At 64.5% G+C, this 17,080-nt stretch carries 17 protein-coding genes, 1 tRNA gene and 1 pseudogene; 8 read left to right on the plus strand and 11 right to left on the minus strand.

Features of this window, described 5'->3' with window-relative positions:
• Positions 1 to 79: 79 nt before the first annotated feature.
• The 6 genes from H8M03_RS02790 (at position 80) to H8M03_RS02815 (ending at position 5,707) form a co-directional block, all read left to right on the plus strand.
• The gene (locus H8M03_RS02790) at positions 80 to 1,123 is read left to right on the plus strand and encodes a rod shape-determining protein (RefSeq protein WP_187480244.1); all 1,044 of its coding nucleotides are present in this window, start codon (positions 80 to 82) and stop codon (positions 1,121 to 1,123) included.
• Between the two features lie 14 nt (positions 1,124 to 1,137).
• Positions 1,138 to 2,013, plus strand: a complete 876-nt coding sequence (locus H8M03_RS02795; protein WP_187480245.1) for a rod shape-determining protein MreC — start codon at positions 1,138 to 1,140, stop codon at positions 2,011 to 2,013.
• 1 nt (position 2,014) lies between these two features.
• The gene (locus H8M03_RS02800; protein ID WP_187480246.1) at positions 2,015 to 2,539 is read left to right on the plus strand and encodes a rod shape-determining protein MreD; all 525 of its coding nucleotides are present in this window, start codon (positions 2,015 to 2,017) and stop codon (positions 2,537 to 2,539) included.
• The gene (gene mrdA / locus H8M03_RS02805; protein ID WP_187480247.1) at positions 2,536 to 4,419 is read left to right on the plus strand and encodes a penicillin-binding protein 2; all 1,884 of its coding nucleotides are present in this window, start codon (positions 2,536 to 2,538) and stop codon (positions 4,417 to 4,419) included. The genes H8M03_RS02800 and mrdA overlap by 4 nt, the downstream gene beginning before the upstream one ends.
• Positions 4,416 to 5,546, plus strand: a complete 1,131-nt coding sequence (gene rodA / locus H8M03_RS02810; RefSeq protein ID WP_187480248.1) for a rod shape-determining protein RodA — start codon at positions 4,416 to 4,418, stop codon at positions 5,544 to 5,546. Before mrdA ends, rodA begins: the two co-directional genes overlap by 4 nt.
• Before the next feature lie 85 nt (positions 5,547 to 5,631).
• Positions 5,632 to 5,707 (plus strand) — tRNA-Lys (locus H8M03_RS02815).
• A gap of 20 nt (positions 5,708 to 5,727) precedes the next feature.
• Here the strand turns inward: H8M03_RS02815 and H8M03_RS02820 are convergent.
• A complete protein-coding gene (locus tag H8M03_RS02820; RefSeq protein ID WP_246449016.1) occupies positions 5,728 to 6,819 on the minus strand; it encodes a tyrosine-type recombinase/integrase in 1,092 nt (363 codons plus the stop codon).
• 113 nt (positions 6,820 to 6,932) lie between these two features.
• Positions 6,933 to 7,061, minus strand: a pseudogene (locus H8M03_RS12970) (helix-turn-helix domain-containing protein); the annotation flags it as partial.
• 166 nt (positions 7,062 to 7,227) lie between these two features.
• Here H8M03_RS12970 and H8M03_RS02830 point away from each other — a divergent pair.
• Together H8M03_RS02830 and H8M03_RS02835 are read left to right on the plus strand one after the other, a co-directional pair.
• Positions 7,228 to 7,854, plus strand: coding sequence for a DUF6088 family protein (locus H8M03_RS02830; protein ID WP_187480251.1), 627 nt, complete (start codon positions 7,228 to 7,230; stop codon positions 7,852 to 7,854).
• Positions 7,851 to 8,891 carry a nucleotidyl transferase AbiEii/AbiGii toxin family protein gene (locus H8M03_RS02835; protein ID WP_187480252.1) on the plus strand — a complete coding sequence of 347 codons (1,041 nt, stop codon included), beginning with the start codon at positions 7,851 to 7,853 and terminating at the stop codon, positions 8,889 to 8,891. The genes H8M03_RS02830 and H8M03_RS02835 overlap by 4 nt, the downstream gene beginning before the upstream one ends.
• 15 nt (positions 8,892 to 8,906) lie before the next feature.
• Here the strand turns inward: H8M03_RS02835 and H8M03_RS02840 are convergent, their stop codons facing one another.
• The 9 genes from H8M03_RS02840 to H8M03_RS02880 all read right to left on the minus strand — a co-directional run bounded on the left by H8M03_RS02840 (position 8,907) and on the right by H8M03_RS02880 (position 17,048).
• Positions 8,907 to 9,134, minus strand: a complete 228-nt coding sequence (locus tag H8M03_RS02840; RefSeq protein WP_187480253.1) for a DUF2274 domain-containing protein — start codon at positions 9,132 to 9,134, stop codon at positions 8,907 to 8,909.
• Positions 9,131 to 10,279 (minus strand): TraB/TrbI/VirB10 family type IV secretion system protein, encoded by a 1,149-nt coding sequence (locus H8M03_RS02845; protein ID WP_187480254.1) that lies wholly within the window; start codon positions 10,277 to 10,279, stop codon positions 9,131 to 9,133. The genes H8M03_RS02840 and H8M03_RS02845 overlap by 4 nt, the downstream gene beginning before the upstream one ends.
• Entirely contained in the window at positions 10,276 to 11,121 is an 846-nt protein-coding gene (gene trbG, locus H8M03_RS02850) for a P-type conjugative transfer protein TrbG (protein WP_246449020.1), read from the minus strand. Before trbG ends, H8M03_RS02845 begins: the two co-directional genes overlap by 4 nt.
• Positions 11,122 to 11,135: 14 nt before the next feature.
• On the minus strand, positions 11,136 to 11,939 hold the full coding sequence (gene trbF, locus H8M03_RS02855) for a conjugal transfer protein TrbF (RefSeq protein WP_187480256.1): 804 nt from the start codon (positions 11,937 to 11,939) through the stop codon (positions 11,136 to 11,138).
• A 5-nt stretch (positions 11,940 to 11,944) separates the two neighbouring features.
• Positions 11,945 to 13,252, minus strand: coding sequence for a P-type conjugative transfer protein TrbL (trbL, locus tag H8M03_RS02860; RefSeq protein WP_187480257.1), 1,308 nt, complete (start codon positions 13,250 to 13,252; stop codon positions 11,945 to 11,947).
• A 103-nt stretch (positions 13,253 to 13,355) separates the two neighbouring features.
• Positions 13,356 to 14,090 carry a P-type conjugative transfer protein TrbJ gene (trbJ, locus tag H8M03_RS02865; RefSeq protein WP_187480258.1) on the minus strand — a complete coding sequence of 245 codons (735 nt, stop codon included), beginning with the start codon at positions 14,088 to 14,090 and terminating at the stop codon, positions 13,356 to 13,358.
• Positions 14,087 to 16,525 carry a conjugal transfer protein TrbE gene (gene trbE, locus H8M03_RS02870; protein WP_187480259.1) on the minus strand — a complete coding sequence of 813 codons (2,439 nt, stop codon included), beginning with the start codon at positions 16,523 to 16,525 and terminating at the stop codon, positions 14,087 to 14,089. Before trbE ends, trbJ begins: the two co-directional genes overlap by 4 nt.
• Entirely contained in the window at positions 16,519 to 16,788 is a 270-nt protein-coding gene (locus H8M03_RS02875) for a VirB3 family type IV secretion system protein (protein ID WP_187480260.1), read from the minus strand. Before H8M03_RS02875 ends, trbE begins: the two co-directional genes overlap by 7 nt.
• Complete coding sequence (locus H8M03_RS02880; protein ID WP_484592934.1) at positions 16,785 to 17,048, minus strand: TrbC/VirB2 family type IV secretion system protein; 264 nt, start codon at positions 17,046 to 17,048, stop codon at positions 16,785 to 16,787. Before H8M03_RS02880 ends, H8M03_RS02875 begins: the two co-directional genes overlap by 4 nt.
• Between the last annotated feature and the right edge of the window lie 32 nt (positions 17,049 to 17,080).

Raw genomic sequence — 17,080 nt, forward strand, 5'->3', positions numbered from 1 at the left:
CAATGGGAAACGTTTAATTTCAAGCCTTCGGCCGGGGGGTTAAAAACCAGGCACAGGCAAGCGGAGAGATTGGTCAGGAATGTTCTGGACGCGCTGGTTCAAATGGATGTCCCACGACATGGCGATCGACCTCGGGACAGCCAACACCTTGGTCTACGTCCGGGGACGCGGGATCGTCCTTAACGAGCCGTCGGTGGTGGCGATCGAGACGGTCAACGGCGTCAAGCGCGTCAAGGCGGTCGGCGACGACGCCAAGCTGATGATGGGCAAGACGCCCGACCAGATCGAGGCCATCCGTCCGCTGCGCGACGGGGTCATCGCCGACATCGATGTCGCCGAACAGATGATCAAGCACTTCATTCACAAGGTGCATGGCGGCAAGATGCGCGCCTGGCGCTTCCCCGAAATCGTCATTTGCGTACCGTCGGGCTCGACCAGCGTCGAACGCCGCGCGATCCGCGACGCCGCGTCCAATGCCGGCGCTTCGGCCGTCTACCTGATCGAAGAGCCGATGGCGGCCGCGATCGGCGCCGATATGCCGGTGACCGAACCGATCGGCTCGATGGTCGTCGACATCGGCGGCGGCACGACCGAAGTTGCGGTGCTCTCGCTTCGCGGCCTCGCCTACACCACCTCGGTGCGCGTCGGCGGGGACAAGATGGACGAAGCCATCTCATCCTACGTCCGCCGCAATCACAATCTGCTGATCGGCGAAGCCACGGCCGAGCGGATCAAGAAGGAAGTCGGCATTGCCAAGCCGCCCACCGACGGCATCGGCAAGACGGTCCACATCAAGGGCCGCGACCTCGTCAATGGCGTGCCCAAGGAAATCAGCATCAACCAGGGCCAGATCGCGGAGGCTTTGTCCGAACCGGTCGGCACCATCGTCGAGGGCGTCCGCATCGCGCTTGAAAATACCGCGCCGGAACTGGCCGCGGACATTTGCGACCAGGGCATCGTCCTGACCGGCGGCGGTGCGCTGCTGCAGGGGCTGGACGAGGTGCTGCGCGACGAAACCGGCCTGCCGGTCACCGTCGCGGAAGACCCGCTCACCTGCGTAGCGCTGGGAACTGGCCGGGCGCTCGAGGAAGAGCAGTTCCGCGGCGTTCTCCAGACGGCCTGAGGCCGGTTTAGCCGATGGCGGCGCCACGGCCCGGATGGTCGAGACGCGCGCAATACGGGCTGTTCTTCAGCTTCATTGCGGCGATTATCGGCGTTGCCGTCGGTCTGATGTTGCTCGCCTTCTCGATCGCTGCCCCCTCCAGGTTCAATAATCTGAAGGGCGTCGCGCTCGACGCAACGACCCCGATCACGACCATGCTCGACCAGGTCGGAACGACGGCCGATGGCCTGGCGTCCGGCGCCGGCGATTATTGGGACGCCGCCAACCAGAACGCCGCCCTGCGGCAGCAGCGCGACGCAATGGCCGTCCAGCTGACCGCTGCCCGCGCGATCCAGCTTGAAAACCGCCAGCTGAAGGCTGCGTTGCAACTGCGCGAACGGAGCGAGGACGCGGTCGCGACGGGCCGCCTGGTCGGCTCGTCCTTCGAAAGTCCGCGCCGCTTCGCGATCCTGTCCGCCGGACGGGGCGACGGCATCGAAGTGGGCATGCCGGTCCGCGCTGCCCAGGGGCTGATCGGCAGAGTGATTGAAACCGGCAGCAACGCGGCGCGCGTCCTGTTGATCTCCGACCGGTCCAGCATCGTCCCCGCCCGCCTGTTACGGACCGGTCAGGCGGTGATCGCGCAGGGGCGCGGCGACGGGACGATCGACCTCAAGCCGCTCGAAGTCGGCCGCAACCCGTTCAAGCGCGGCGATCTCATCATCACTTCGGGCACCGGCGGCCTCTACCCGCCCCTGGTACCGATCGCGCAGGTCCTGCGCACCGAAGGCGACAACGCCATCGGCCGCCCGTTAGCCGATCCGGCCACGATCGGCGTCGCGCTGGTCCAGCGCGCGTATGAGCCAAGGGCGATGGCGATCCGGCAAGCTTCCGAAGACGAGAGCGACTGACATGCCGCGCTCGGCGCTCGCTTCGCGGCGGCGGATCGGCCAGGGCCCGATCCCGCTGGCCGAATATTTTCCGGCCGTGTCGGTGCTTGTCGCCAGCCTGTTGGCGGTCCTGCCGATCGTCACCCAGACCGGCTGGTTCCCAAGCTTCGGCTTCCTGCTGCTGATCGCCTGGCGGCTGTACCGCAACGATGTCTGGCCCAGCTGGTGGGCCGCGCCGCTCGGCCTGTTCAATGACCTTGTCACCGGCGCGCCCATTGGCCTTTCGGTCACGGTATGGACGATGGCCATGCTGGCGCTCGACCTGCTCGATCGCCGTACCATCTGGCGCGACTATTGGGTCGAATGGGCGCTGGCCGCCGTTCTGATCCTGTTCAACGAAAGTGCGGAATGGCAGGTCGCCGCGTGGATGCGCGGCGGCGTTCCCTTCGCCTCGATGGTGCCGCCGATCCTGATTTCGATCGCAGCCTTCCCCATCGCGGCGTGGGTGGTGGCCAAATTGGACCAGTGGAGACTTGGAAGCCCGTGAAGCATCAGCGGTTCACGTCCGTCCACCAGTCGCTGTCTTTTTCGCGGCGATCGCTGCTCGTCACCGGTGCTCAGGCGGCGGTCGGCTCGCTGCTGATCGGCCGGCTCGGCTGGCTCGCGGTCGCAGAGAACGAAAAATACCAGCTGATGTCCGAAAACAATCGGGTGCAGCTGATCGTCGTCCCGCCCCGGCGCGGCTGGCTGGTCGACCGCCGCGGCAAGCCGATCGCCATCAACCGCAGCGACTTTCGCGTCGACATTATCCCGCAGCAGTTGAAGGACCCGGAAGCGACGCTGAAGTTGCTGTCAGAGCTGTTGCGGCTCGATTCCGATACGCTCGACCGGATCTTGAAGGAGCTCAAGCAGGGCCGCGGGTTCCAGCCGGTGCCGGTCGCCGACAGCGTGTCCTACGACGATTACGCCGCCGTAACCGTGCGCCTGCCCGAACTGCCGGGCGTTCAGGCGACGCGCGGCTTCTCCCGATTCTACCCCGCCGGCCCGGCGGTGGCGCATCTGGTCGGCTATGTCGGCACGCCATCGGCCGAGGATTATGAGGAGACGAAGGACCCGCTGTTCCTCACCCCTGGATTCAAAATCGGCAAGCAAGGTCTTGAAAAGACTTTGGAGCCGCACCTGCGCGGCGTTCCGGGCGGACAGCGGATCGAAGTCACCGCGGGTGGCCGCCTGGTCAAGGAACTGGACCCCAAGCCCGACCGCAGCGGCAAGACGGCCCAGCTGACGATCGACTCAGGGTTGCAGGAATATGTCGCGCGCCGTTTGGGCGATCATTCCGGCGCGGTCGTCGCGCTCGACGTCGAAAGCGGCGACATCCTCGCCTTCGTATCCATGCCGGCGTTCGACCCCAACAGCTTCAGCCGCGGTATCGGGCGCACCGAGTGGAAGATGCTGTCCGAGGACGACCATGTGCCCTTGCTCAACAAGGTCGCGCAGGGCCTTTACCCGTCCGGATCGACGATCAAGCCGGCGATGGCGCTGGCCTTCCTCCAACAGGGCATCGATCCGGGGCAGCGGGTCCATTGTCCGGGCGGCATCCGCATCGGCAACCGCTATTTCCGGTGCGACGCGGTGCACGGGTCGGTCGACATGCATGTGGCGGTCGAAAAGAGCTGCAATACCTATTTCTGGGCGATGGGCCTGAAGACCGACCCGCAGAAGACGACCGAGATGGTCCACTACCTCGGCTACGGCGAGGAATTCGATCTGCCCATCCCTTCCCAGCGGTACGGGACCATGCCAAACCCCGTATGGCTGCGTGAAAAATACGATCGCGAATGGCAGGGGTACGATTCCGCCAACACGTCAATCGGCCAGGGCTATGTGTTGATCAACCCACTGCAGCTGGCGGTACTGCCCGGGCGGCTGGCGTCCGGAAACCTGATCCAGCCGCGCCTGTTGCTCGGAGGCGAGCGCAAGCCGATCAAGTCGATCGGCGCCGATCCCGAACATCTTGCCATCATCCGCAAGGCGATGGCCGCGGTGGTCAACGGCAGCGGCACCGGTGTCGGGTCGAAACTGCCGTTCGACAATATCCAGATGGCGGGCAAGACCGGCACGGCACAGGTCTTTCGGCTGGGCGAGCGCGGGCATCAGTCGAACTGGGCCCTGCGCGATCACGCCTTGTTCATCGCCTTCGCCCCGGTCGACAAACCCAAATATGCGATCGGCTGCATTATCGAACATGGCGGGTTCGGCGCGTCTACCGCGGCGCCGGTGGTCAAGGATTCGATGACCTACCTGTTCGACCAGCAAAAGGCGTGGGCCGCTCTGGCCCCGGTCGAACAGGCCTTGGGCGGCAGCCTTGCCGAGCGCAACGCGCGCCAGCTCGCCGCCTTCAAGGCCGCCGCGAGGAGCGCGACATGATCTCGTCCGCGCTCCTGCCGCAGCCGCTGGCACGAATTCCCTGGCGCCTGCTGTTCCTGGTCGGCGGGATTGGCCTTGTCGGCCTGCTGACGCTTTATTCGGCGGCGGGCGGATCGATGACGCCCTGGGCGCTGAAACAGGGCATCGTCTTCTGCGGCTTCCTCGGGCTCGCCATCACCATGTCGTGGGTCAAGGAATCGACCATCAAGCAGCTGTCCTTCCCGATTTACGGGGTGGTGCTGGTGCTGCTCATCGCGGTCGAGATGCTGGGCTTCGTCGGTAAAGGCGCACAGCGGTGGCTCGACCTTGGCCCGATCCGCCTTCAGCCCAGCGAATTCATGAAGCCGACCATCGTGCTTGTGCTGGCCCGTTTCTACGAACTGCTACCCCCGTCCGACATCCGCAAATGGCGGGCGATCTGGCCGGCGGCCGCGCTCGCCGGCGTACCGTTTCTGTTGATCGCCGCCCAACCGGATCTGGGCACGGCCCTGATGGTATTGATGATCGGCGCCACCGTGATGTTCCTCGCCGGCCTGCCATGGTGGTTGTTCGCGGCGCCGATCGCGACGGTCGCGGTGGCGGCTCCGATCGCTTATACAATGCTACACGGCTATCAGCGGCGACGGATCGACATCTTCCTCAATCCGGAGGCCGATCCGCTCGGTTCCGGCTATCACATTACTCAGTCAAAGATCGCCATCGGGTCCGGCGGGCTGTTCGGCAAAGGCTATTTGCAGGGCAGTCAAAGTCACCTCGATTATCTGCCCGAAGGCCATACCGACTTCGTCTTCGCGGCGATGGTCGAGGAATGGGGCTTCATTGGCGGCGTGATCCTGATCTTGGCCTTCGCGGCCGTCATCCGCTGGGGCATGCGGGTCAGCGCCAGCGCCCGCACCCGCTTTTCGCAACTGGCCGCGGCCGGCCTGTCGGCGACGATCTTTTTCTACGTCGCCATCAACCTGATGATGGTGATGGGCCTGGCGCCAGTGGTCGGCGTCCCCTTGCCGCTCGTCAGCTACGGCGGGTCGGCAGTAATGACGGTCATGATCTGTATCGGCCTGCTGATGGCGCTGGAACGGCAACAGCGGACGGGCAGCAGCCTGTCGTCGGGCAATCTGGCGGGTTGAAACGCAGCGGTTGCACCCCATCTGGCGCGATGCTAGAGGCGCGCCGCTCGCGTGCTGAAACGCAGCCGCGACTTTTCAGGAATGTGGACGCATAGCTCAGTTGGTAGAGCAGCTGACTCTTAATCAGCGGGTCCTAGGTTCGAGCCCTAGTGCGTCCACCATTCCTTCTCAGTCAGTTACGCTAGTTACTTACCACGAGCCGAAGCCTCGCGGGGCCTCGACTGTGACCAATATTGTGACCTTGACTGACCGGATCGTCCTTCGGGACCGCCTCGGGAGGCGGTGTGTCCGTAGGGACCAGCCGGTCCGCGAACGGCTGCAGGTGCGCGACCGACAGATGGGCATAGCGCCTGACCATCGTCTCGCTTTTCCAGCCGCCCAGCTCCTGAAGTACCCAGGTGGGCACGTCATTCTGCCTTAGCCACGTCGCCCAGGTGTGCCTCAGGTCATGCCACCGGAAATTGCCGATGCCGCATTCCTCCAAGGCCTTGCGCCACGCCCGGTTGTTGGCGTTTCGCAACGGACGCCCGCGATAAGTGAACACATGGGTCTTGTGCTTGCCCAATTGCCGGCGAAGCACCCCACACGCCACCTCGTTGAGCGGAACGCCCAGCGCCTGGCCATTCTTCGTCCTGTCGCCCTCGATCGTCGCAATCCTGCGATCGAGATCAACCCTGTCCCAGGTCAGATCGAGGATGTTGCGCTGCCTAAGGCCCGTGAACAGGGCAAACAGCACCACCTCGCGCTGGTGATCGGGCAACTTGCTCAGGAGCAATTCGGCCTGGGTCTTGGTCAGAAACCGCACTCTGACGTCATTGGCTCTCGAATAAGTCCGGAATGCCGGCATTCGCTCGATCCATTCCCACTCGCGCATCGCTTTCCGGAAAATGGCGCGGATGAGCGCGACATAGAGATCCTTGGTGCGATCGCTTCTGCGGGCAAGGCTCCGAGAGATCAGCTGGTCGATCCCGTCCCTGCTTACCTGGTCAAGATACCGGCCTCTGAGGTGCTTGGTGAACCATCGGATCCGGCTCACATCGTCCCGAATGGACTTCTTGTGTGCCTTTTCCTTCAGCCACCGAAGCGCCGCTTCGTCCCATGTCCGCCGCGGTTTCCGCTTCAGCCTGGCAAGGTCCCACAATTCGGCCTTCAGTCTGTCGTGATATTCTTCGGCCTTTTTCCGGTCGGTCGTTCCAGTAGAGCGTCTAAGGAGCGTTCCGTCCGGGCTTGTGAGCTTGACGTAGTAAATTCCTGCACGTTTCCAGAGTGCCATAATGCCTCCTTCGATTGGGCACTCAGCTGCATCCGTGCGGCTTCAGGATATCCGGCGCGAATCCAGGCCACAAGATCGGCCTCCAAGAAGCGCCAGTTGCGGCCGATCTTTGCGCCGGGAATGATGCCGCGGCGGACCTGATCGCGGACGGTATTGGGGTGAAGACCTAGGAGCGACGCCGCTGCCTTGAGTGTTAGCGGTTTCAAGCCAATCTGTTCTGGTAGTGGCGGATCCTGCGGCATGTTTGCGCTCGTTTGTGGGTGGCCGAAGCCCAGCGCAAAACGGCGTCTCCGACGCACGAAACTTTTTTAGGCGGAATTTGGGGCTCTCGTCCGTCTTGGAATTCGGATTGGAGATTATGGGTGGAAAAACGTGTCCCAAATTTGTATGCATTTTTGGGACAAGAAAATGAGCGACCTAAAGGACCAAATTCTCGCGAGAGTTATCGGCGACAGTGTTCCAAAGGTATGGACCGTCAACGATTTGCTCGATCTGGGAAGCTATGACGCGGTGCGAAAAATGCTCCAGCGTCTCGCGTCCGCCGGCGACCTGCGTCGTATCGACGACGGCCTCTACGACAAGCCACAACTCAACTACCTAACCAAAAAGCTCAATCCACCCAACCCAAGCGACGTCATCGATGCAGTTGCACGTCGCAACCAGATACGCATCCTCGTCGACGGGATGACAGCGGCCAACGATCTAGGGCTTACCAACGCCGTTCCGGCCAAGATCGTGGTCCATACCGACGCGCGTCTAAAGCCCATCAAACTCGGCAACATGTCGATCACGTTCAAACCGACGGCGGCGAGCAAGCTCTACTGGGCCGGCCGGCCGGCCATGCGCCTGGTCCAAGCCCTGCACTGGCTTCGCGATGCAACCGACATCCCGACACTCAGCGCCCAGATTCGAGCGCTGCTGAAACGCGCACCGAACGCCGATCAGATTATCGCTGACCTGGCCGATGGAATGATGACCCTGCCCGCGTGGATGCAGGACCTCCTTAAACCAATTGTAAGCCGCACCTCCTCATGAATCCTGCCTACGACGAGATTATCGGCGCCGATCAGCAAACGCGTGCCGGCCTCTTCACCACGACTGCAGAGCGGCTCGGAACCACTCCTCAAAACACCGAGAAAGACTTTTGGGTCTGTTGGACTTTGGATGCCTTGTTCAACGGACGAACCAATGGGCCGCGGCTGCTATTCAAAGGCGGAACGTCTCTGTCCAAAGGCTTCGGCCTGATTCAGCGATTTTCCGAAGACGTTGACGTTACGGTCTTTCGCGATGACCTCGGGCAAGGTCACTCGATGGAAGAACTGGCCGCCCTCTCTGGCAAAAAGCGCGCCGCGACGCTCGACGACATCCGAGAAGCCTGTGAGGCTTACATCAACGGAGATCTCTTGCCGGAGCTGACGCAAATAGCGGCAGGCACGAGCGACCGCACCAAGGTTACCGGATTGAAAGTCGAACCGAATCCCAAAGACGCCCAATCGTTACTGGTTCACTATCCGACAGCCACTCCAGCCGATCGCTATATCGAAAAGATCGTCCTCATCGAGTCAGGCGCCAAGTCTGCACTCGACCCTCATGCCGTCAGGCCGATTGTCCCCTATTCCAATGACGACGTACCCGACTTGGACCTGACCGTTCCCAACGTCACGGTCGTCGACGCGGAACGTACCTATTGGGACAAGGTCGTCATCCTTCACGGCATCCGTCACTGGTTCGAAAATAAGGGAGAACTAAGGGGTGGTGGGCACCGGGTCTCCCGCCATTATTATGACCTCCATATGCTCATGCAGTCAGACATCGGCCAGCGGGCAATGACGGACTTAGCCCTGGGTGCCGACTGCGTTGCGCATGCCCAAATGTTCTTCAACCGTCCGGCCTTCGATCTGGGGAGCGCCCGCCCGCCAACCTTCACGTTGACGCCCGAAGGCAGCATGTACGACGACTTGAAGCGCGACTATTCGTCCATGGCCGACATGATATTTGGAGCGGCGCCAGCATTCGACGCGATCGTTGAAACGGTCGCGGACGTCGAACGGGCAATCAATAAAGTCAGCTGACGTTCGGCCGTCAGCTCAATCGCCGGATGCCGCGCCGCGACGGCTCTTCACGAACGCCCGATCACTTTCCAGGAATGCCTGGAGCATTGCCGGGATGAGTTCGGTCACGGGCTCGGTGCTCGCGTAACTGCGCGCGTAAAATTCCGCATAGTCATCGAGCGCGCGCGCCAGTTCAGGCGGCACATGAATGGCGATCTTGACCGGGCTGCGGTCCGGAATCCGCGGGAGCTTGATGGACGTCACCGCTCATTTTCCCACGGCGGCAGGACGAGGTCCTCATGGACGAGCGCCCTCACCGGCCAGCCCGGGCGGACGGTGATGGTCGGCTGGACATCGAGCTGGCGCGTGACCAGCTGCTCGCCGGCCTTGGTCCCGCTCTGCTGGGCCGACTGACGAATAGCCCGGGCGATCTCCCCTTCCCCCGATGGCCCGATCGCCTGGCCCAGCCCGAGCAAGGTCGACAGTACGACGCCTTTGAGGAGCTGCCAGCCATGCACGTCGACCGCGTCGCGAACGCCGGACCGACCGCCCGCGTCGCTGGCCGGCATCTTGTTGAGATCGATCGACGAGCCGTCCGGAAAGAGCAGCCGGGTCCATGACAGAAAGGCGCGATTCTGGCCGAACTTCACTGAAGAATCATACTGGCCAATCAGCCGCGCGCCCTGGGGTATCAGGACCACGCGTCCTGTCGCACTGTCCCGCACCGGCTCGGTGACCTGTGCCACGACCATGCCGGGAAGATCTGAGTTCAAGCCGGTGATCAGGCTGGCCGGGATCACGCTGCCCGCGCTGACGACATAGCCCGTCGGCGCCTCTCGAAAAGCGGTAGGATCGGCCAGTCTCGACGGTGCAACCTCTTGCGGAGCATTGCGCTCAGCTTCAGGTCCAGCCCCTGCGCCCTGCTCGATCGCGGACTGGCTGCCGCCGCTTCTGGAATGACCTCCGAGGGTGACCAACACGGCCGATTGACGAGCGCTCTGCTCGGCATCCGCCATCCGCTGGCGTTCGGCGGCGGCCGCGTCGTAGGAATGAGATTGCGTGGCCTCCAAGCCGCCATTGGCGCGCTGTTGCTCGAGGATCGGCCGTCCGAGGTCGCCGGGAAGCGGCGGTCCCAACTTGGGCACGTCCCCATAGGAAGATGGCGCCCCGGCAAGTGCGTCGGGCGGCGGGGTGGTTCCCAGCCGAACATCCTCTTCCCCAGCCGCAAAATGAAATGAACGTGGCGCCAGCGACATCCAGGCGATCGCACTCAAGGCGATGGCGAAGGCCGCCGTGCCGGAGATGATAACCCCTCTCCGGAAGCGGATCGCGTGGCGCGGGCGACCGCGCAGCACCAAGGTTTCGGGATCCTCCTTGGGGGCCGCAACGGGTTCGGTCGGCGCGCTCATCGGCCGCGCTTCCGGACAATGCGGACAACGGCCTGCTTTTTCTCTCCAAGCCGCAGTTCGGCTTCGGCGAACAGCCGATCGACGACATAATAGCGGCCGCGTGCGCGGTAATTGACGAGCTCGGCCTTGCCACCACTGCCGATCGCGAAGAGCGGCGGCGCTTCGCCCGACGCAAGGTTTGGCGGAAACTCGATGAAAACCTGCGTCCCGTCGTCAAATGCGCGCACCGGTCGCCATGAGGGCCGATCGCCGCCGATCGAATAGTTGAAGTTCAGCCGATCGACGGCGATGTCGCCGGCGACCGGGAGCGCTGCGTCGCGAGATGCCGCCGCGGCCTTCAGCGCGAGCAACTCGTCCTGCGGATAGGACCATGACATGGCGGTCATGGCTGGACCGCGACTGCTGGTAACAAGCACCAAATAGATCCGGCGGTCGGTGGTGACGACGAGATTGGTGCGAAGGCCAGGCTGCGAGGGTTTGACGAGGATGTGCGTCCGGCGGGTCGCTCCCGTTCCGCTGGTCGTGTCCCCGATCACCCAGCGCGCCGTGTCGCCGGCGGCGACCGACACGAGCTGCTCGCCGGTCTGAAGGCTGATGGTGCTCACCTGTTCCGGGGCCGTGTAGAGCCGATAAAGGCCGCCCTCCGTCCACGGGTAGATCTGGGCCGCATTGATGAATCCCGCGGCCTGCGGCTCGCGAAGCGCGGAACGGTTCGCCTTGGCGACACGATTGGCCGCGCCATGGGAAAGCTGCTTTGCGGCCTTGGGCGACGGTGCCGCGCCTGCGGAGGCCGAAGTGCCAAGCACGATCGGCAATGCGAATAATAGAGCAAGTCGGTTCACGTCGGTCGTTCCCTTCAACGCTGATCGGTGATGGAATTGAGGGTCGGCTCGGGCGCCGGCCCAGCGAGGTCCGCCATCGGTGCGGGAGGTGGCCCGGCCAGCTCCCGAGACGGCGCAATCGACCCAGCTGCGGTCGGTTCGATCTCCTTCGACCAGTCGATGGCATCGACGAACAATCCGAGCGGGTTCTTGCGCAGGCTCTCGGCGTTGCTGGGCTGCCTCGTCACGACGGTGAGGATTGCGGTCCAGCGCGCGTTGCCGGCGGGACTGCCGCGCTCATACTCGGTCTCGACCCATTTCACCTGGAACGAGCGATCGGATGCGCGGACGACGCTCGTCACCTGCACCGAGACGGTCCGCTCCCCGACTTTGGCGAACGGGTCGGCGGCGCGGGCATGCTCGCTTAAGAAAGTCGCGCCCCGGGCAGTGGTGAAATCATAGGCGCGAAGCCAGCTCTCGCGCATCAGCACCGGGTCGAGCGAGACCGAGCGGACATCGCGGATGAATTGGCCGAGGTGCCAGGCCATCTGTGGATCGGTCGGCCGATAGTTCTGGATGGCGGGCATGACGGCCCGCGCCTCGCCAAGGCGGTCGACCTCGACGACATAAGGAACGACCCGGCTTTGCAGTGACTGCCACGCCAGGCCGGCGGCCAGGCCGCCGGACATGATCAGCCCGCCGAATGCCATCAATCGCCAATTCCTTGCCTGGACGCGGGCGGACCCGATCCGCTCGTCCCACAGCTGGCCGGCGCGCTGAAATGGCGTGACCGCCTCGTCCGTGCGCCCGTAGCGCTGGACCGCTCGTTTGAACCTCATCGGGATCATTCCTCCTTTTCGCTGATGTCGGGAAGCGCGCCCGCCGATCCGCGATCGCCGTCGCGGATCGCAGCCAGGGCCAGGTGCCGCCGGTGGCGCGACGTCTGTTCAGACTGCAGTTGCTGGGCCCAGGGCGGTGCGGCGTCATTGGTCGCCGCGCCAGCAGCGGCGGCCGCCGCCGAACTCGTCCGCCCTCCCGCCATCAGCGCCGCGCGCTCGCCGCGGTCCCTGGCCGCCGCTAACCCGCCAGCCTTGCTCAGATGGTCGCGCGCGGCGTTGCCGGCAACGCTCGCCACCCCGCCGAGGCCCGAACGCACGCTGCTGGACCCGGACGTCTCCTGACCGAGCTGATAGGCAGTCGAGGCAGCCGACCCGACACTGGTCGCGGCACGTAGGCCTCCAAGCGCCCCGCCCGCCGCCATCCTGGCGCCGCCGACGGCGGCGGCACCGCCGAGGGCAAGCGTTCCACCCGCAGCGGCGGTGGTGGCGACGGCGGCGCCGGCGCCCAGCTGCGGCGCCCCGGCGACCAGTCCCGAAGCAATCGACGGGCCAAAGATGCCGAGCCCGAACAAAGCAAGGCTTGCCAGGACCAGGCTCATGGCCTGCCCGATGTCAGGCTCCTGGCCATCGAGCGCGCCGACGAACTCGGAGAAGAAGCCGGTGCCGATGCCGACGATTACCGCCAGCACCATCACCTTGATGCCCGAGGAGATGACATTGCCGAGGACCCGCTCGGCAAGAAATCCGGTCCGGTTCCACAAAGCGAAAGGAACGAGGACAAATCCGGCCAGGCTGGTCAGCTTGAACTCGATGATGGTGACGAACAGCTGAATCGCGAGAATGAAGAAAGCGATGATGACGAACAGCCAGGCGATGAGCAGGATCGCGATGGTCAGGAAGTTGTCGAAGAAGCTGGTGAAGCCCAGCAACTGGCTGGCCTGATCGAGCAACGGCCAGGCGGCCTCAAAACCGGTTCCGGCGAGACGCCCCGGCCGAAGCAAATCGTCGGCACTGATGGTGCCGCCGCCGGCGGTCAGTCCCAACCCCGCGAACGAGCGGAAGATAATCTCGGACAGCGCCGCGAAATTGCCGAGGATGAGCGCGAAGGCGCCGACATAGAGGATCTTCTTGAGCAGGCGGCCGAGCACATCGTCCTCGCCGCCCATCGCCCAGAAGAGTCCGGCGAGCGTGATGTCGATCCCGACCAAGACCGTGGTCAGGAAGGCGACGTCACCGCCGAGCAGGCCGAACCCGCTGTCGATGTACTGGATGAAGACCGCAAGGAAGCGGTCGATGACGTTAAGGTCGCCCATCGCTCGATCATTCTCGCCATTTGAAAGGAAGGCCGCGGAGCGACTGCAGGGGGATCAGCGCCCCGCGGCCGGCGTCCGGCCGAAGGGCCGGACACCAAGGACATCATTGCTTGGGCGAGTAGGCCGTGCCTCGACCCAGAAAGCGCCGGGTCGCGGCCTGCGCTTCCTGTTGCTCCTGAGCGCGCCGCGCGCGCTCCAGCGCCTCGCTTCGAAACTCGGCCGCGAGCAGATTCTGGATCTGGAACTGCTGCTTGGTGCTGAGCGCAAGCAATTGGCTCGCGGCCTGCTGGGCCTGCAGCGAACCGACCGCGCCCTGGCTGGTCTCGGACAATTGACGGAGCAGGTCGGCATCCTCGCGAACGCTGGCCACGACCTCGCTTTGCACCTTCATGCTGTGCCGGAAGCTCGCCATCGCATTGGCAAGACGCGCTTCGGCGCCCTTGACCCTTTGGTCGCCGCGAAGCTCGGCGCCGCTGGCACCCGGGAACAGGCTCGTGAATTGCTGTTCGAGCCGGTCGACATCGAACTGGATGCCCTTGGCTTCGCCCATCAACTGCTCGATCTGGGCCAGGCTCGAGCGCATCTTGGCCAGCTGCGGGAAATCGACCTGCTTCAGGTTGCGGCCCATATTCTCGATCATCGTCGCCTGGTTCTGGAGCGACTTGATCTGGTTGTTGATCTGATCGAGCGCGCGCGCCGCCTGTAGCAAATTCTGGGCATAGTTGGTGGCATCGAACACCGGCATGGCGGCCATGGCCGGCGCCAGCGGAACGGACGCGGCGCCGACGGCAAGCGCAGCAAGCGAAACGGCGGCGGCAAGGCGTGTGACAATCTTCATGACTTGGTCTCCTTGGGGGGTTGCGAAGGCTCGATGAGTGCCGCTGCCCAGCTCAGGCCGGCCGCGTCGAGAAAAGCGCCGGCGAAGCCCGCCTCGCCGACCTCGCCAAGCAGGCGATCGATCGTGCGCTGGGCGTCGGGCCCGGACGAGCCGCAGAAGGCCCGCGCGACCGGACCCAGTTTAAGGTCGAACAGCCGGTTGCCGCGGCGCGACTGGAGATAATAATCGCGCTTTGGCGTGGCGTGCGCGATGAGTTCGATCTGGCGCTCGTTGAGGCCGAAGCGCTCGTAGGCGGCCCGCGCCTGGGGCTCGATGGCGCGATCGTTCGGCAGGAAAATACGCTGCGGACAGCTTTCGATGATGGCCGGCGCGATGCTGCTGTCGGCGATGTCGGCAAGGCTTTGCGTCGCGAACACCACCGCGACATTCTTCTTGCGCAGCACCTTGAGCCATTCGCGGATGCGCTTGGCAAACAAAGGATTGTCGAGGAACACCCAGGCCTCGTCGAGGATCAGCAGCGTCGGCGACCCGTCGAACCGTTCCTCGAGCCGGTGAAACAAATAGGTCAGCACTGGCAGAACCGCGCCGGACTGGCCAAGCAGTGCTTCGGTCTCGAAACATTGCACATCGCTCAAGGCGAGCCGGTCCTCGGCGGCGTCGAGCATCGCCCCGTGCGGGCCCTCGAGCGTGTACGGCGCGAGCGCCGCCTTGATGGCGTTCGACTGGATGAGCAGCGACAGGCCGGTGAGGGTTCGCTCAGCGACCGGCGCGCCGGCAAGATTGAGAAGCGCGCTCCACAAGCTGTCCTTGATCTCGGGCGTGACGGCGACCTTTTCATGCTCGAGAAGCGTGGCCAGCCACTCGACCGCCCAGGCGCGCTGCGCCGCTTCGTCGACGCGCCGGAGCGGCTGGAACGAGAGCGCCCCGCCCTCGCCGTTGCCCACGCCGAGCGCATGATGCGTGCCGCCCATCGCCAGTACCGCCGCGCGGGCCGACCAGCCCTTGTCGAACAGAACAATGCGGGCTTGGCTATACCGCCGGAACTGCATCGCCATCAGCGACAGCAGGACCGATTTGCCAGCGCCGGTAGGCCCGACGATCAGCATATGGCCGACATCGCCGACATGGGTCGACAGGCGAAACGGAGTCGAGCCGCTGGTCTCGGCGAACAGCAGAGCGGAGGCATCGAGGTGCGCATTGCGCGCCGGACCGGCCCAGACGCTCGACAAGGGCATCAGATGGGCAAGGTTGAGACTATGGACCAGCGGCTGGCGGACGTTGGCGTAGGTGTGGCCGGGCAGGCTCGACAGCCAGGCCTCGACCGCATTGACCCGTTCACGCTTCACCGTGAAGCCAAGACTGTTGATGACCCGTTCGACCTGCCGGACCTTGGCGTCGGCCGCAGCGCTCGTCTCGCCCCAGACCGTCACCGTCGCGGTCAGATAGCCGAACGACACATAGTCCTGACCGAGCGCCTGGAGCGCGAGATCGGCATCGGCGACCTGATTGTCGGCATCGCTATCGAGCAATTGGGCCGGCTGGTTGTACATCACCTCGCGGAGCATCGCGGTGACCGACTTGCGCTTATTGAACCATTGCCGGCGAAGCTTGGTCAGTTCGCGCGTCGCATCGCTGCGATCGAGCGGCAGGAAGCGGGTCATCCAGCGGTAGGTGAAGTCCTGCGCATTCAGGGCATCGAGCAAGCCCGGACTGCTGAGCGCGGGGAAGCCGAGCACGGTGACGGTGCGCAAATGCCGGTTCCCGAGCATCGGCTCGAGGCCGCCGACCAGCGGCGTGTCGGCGAGCAGTGCGTCGAGGTACATCGGGATGGCCGGCACGGCGACATCGTGCGGCCGCGTCGAAATGCCGTGATGAAGGTAAGAAAGCGTCTCCCCGCTATCGAGCGCGCGCGCCTCGGGCATAAAGCCTGCCATCAGGTCGAGCGCCCGCCCGGTCTCGGCGATGAAGCTAGCGAGCGCCTCGCGCCAGTCGCGCCCCGCCTTCTCGTCGCGCTCGACCAGCGCCTGCTCGGCCCGGGCCTGGCTGTCGGCGGGCGGCAGCCACAGCAAGGTCAGATAGTAACGGCTCTCGAAATGATCGCGCTCGCCGTCGAACCCGGCCTGGCGTTCCTGGTCGACGAGGCGCGAGGCGGCGTCGGGGAAACTATCCTTCGGATAGCCCAGCGCCTCGACCCGCTGGGCCTCGAGAAACAGCGCCCAGCCCGAACCGAAGCGTTTGAGCATGTTGTTCATCCGCGCCGCTGCGCCGATCAGTTCGGCTTCGGTTGCGCTTTCAAGGTCGGGCCCGCGAAACCGAAACGTGCGCTGGAAGCTGCCGTCCTTGTTGAGGACGATGCCGTCTTCCACCAGCGCCGCCCATGGCAGGTGGTCGGCGAGCCGGTCGGCGCGGGCGCGATATTCGGCGAGGTTCAGCATGCAAGATGGCTCCGCTGACGAAGATGGCGAACCAGCACTTCGGCGAACTGCGGGTCGCGCTTGGCGGCGATGACGGCGAGGCTGTGCCCGCCCGCCCAGAGGGCAAGACCGGCGATCCACTGCTGAAGGCCAAGCCCAAGCGCCGCGGCGATGGTGCCGTTGATGATGGCCAGCCCCCGGGGCGCGCCGCCAAGCAGCAGCGGCTGGACCAGCGAACGGTGGATGCGCGCTTCGAAGCCCTCGAGATGCTGACTGCCGCTCATCCGATCATTGCTCCGCCGCCGAAGCTGAAGAAGCTCAGGAAGAAGGATGAGGCGGCAAAGGCGATCGACAGGCCGAACACGATCTGGATCAGCCGGCGAAATCCGCCCGCGGTCTCGCCAAAGGCCAGGGTCAGGCCAGTGGTGATGATGATGATCACCGCCACGATCTTGGCGACCGGGCCCTGCACCGATTCCAGTACCTGCTGGAGCGGCTGCTCCCACGGCATTCCCGATCCCGACGCCCGGGCGGGCGCGGACATGAAAAGCGCGGCCAACGCGAGGGGGTAAGCGG

It is taken from the genome of Sphingomonas sabuli, assembly GCF_014352855.1.
Lineage (GTDB): Bacteria > Pseudomonadota > Alphaproteobacteria > Sphingomonadales > Sphingomonadaceae > Sphingomicrobium > Sphingomicrobium sabuli.